This window comes from Oceanospirillum sediminis (assembly GCF_014164585.1).
Classification (GTDB): domain Bacteria; phylum Pseudomonadota; class Gammaproteobacteria; order Pseudomonadales; family Halomonadaceae; genus Oceanospirillum; species Oceanospirillum sediminis.
Genome location: NZ_JACJFM010000178.1, coordinates 1 through 401, shown reverse-complemented (window position 1 = coordinate 401; position 401 = coordinate 1). Strand labels below are relative to the sequence as shown.

General features: G+C 51.4%; 1 protein-coding gene. It reads right to left on the bottom strand.

Going from position 1 to position 401, the window contains the following annotated elements:
• Window positions 1–112: 112 nt before the first annotated feature.
• The gene (locus H4O21_RS24450) at window positions 113–343 is read right to left on the bottom strand and encodes a DUF7940 domain-containing protein (protein ID WP_182812514.1); all 231 of its coding nucleotides are present in this window, start codon (window positions 341–343) and stop codon (window positions 113–115) included.
• Window positions 344–401: the final 58 nt, after the last annotated feature.

Sequence of the window (401 nt, the reverse complement as noted above, 5' to 3'; positions counted from 1 at the left end):
GGTTGCAAACTGCACCAATTGCGAGCGATTTTTAAGTGCGCGCCACGCCGACTCAATATTGTCTTCCCTGCTGGTTATGTGCACCCATTCCAGCACCAATGCTTCTCTTTGCTCACTTACCATCGCGCAGTCTCCGGTTTTCCTTCCTCATGCCGTGCATCTTGCCGAGGATGCCAACCAGCATGATGGAGTAGCTCACACCTTTAACCACGATTGGCGGTAGCGCTGCTTTCAGGTCATCAGGCATCATTACCCATACATGCATCATTGCATCAGGCCATAGCTGCAACAGCGAGCAGAATGAAATCCACGCGCCGAGCAGCCAGTTGCTTAGCTTTTTCATGCCACAGCTCCACCAGCCTCTTTGTATACCTGAATCAGCTTATCCAGTTTCTGCTCGT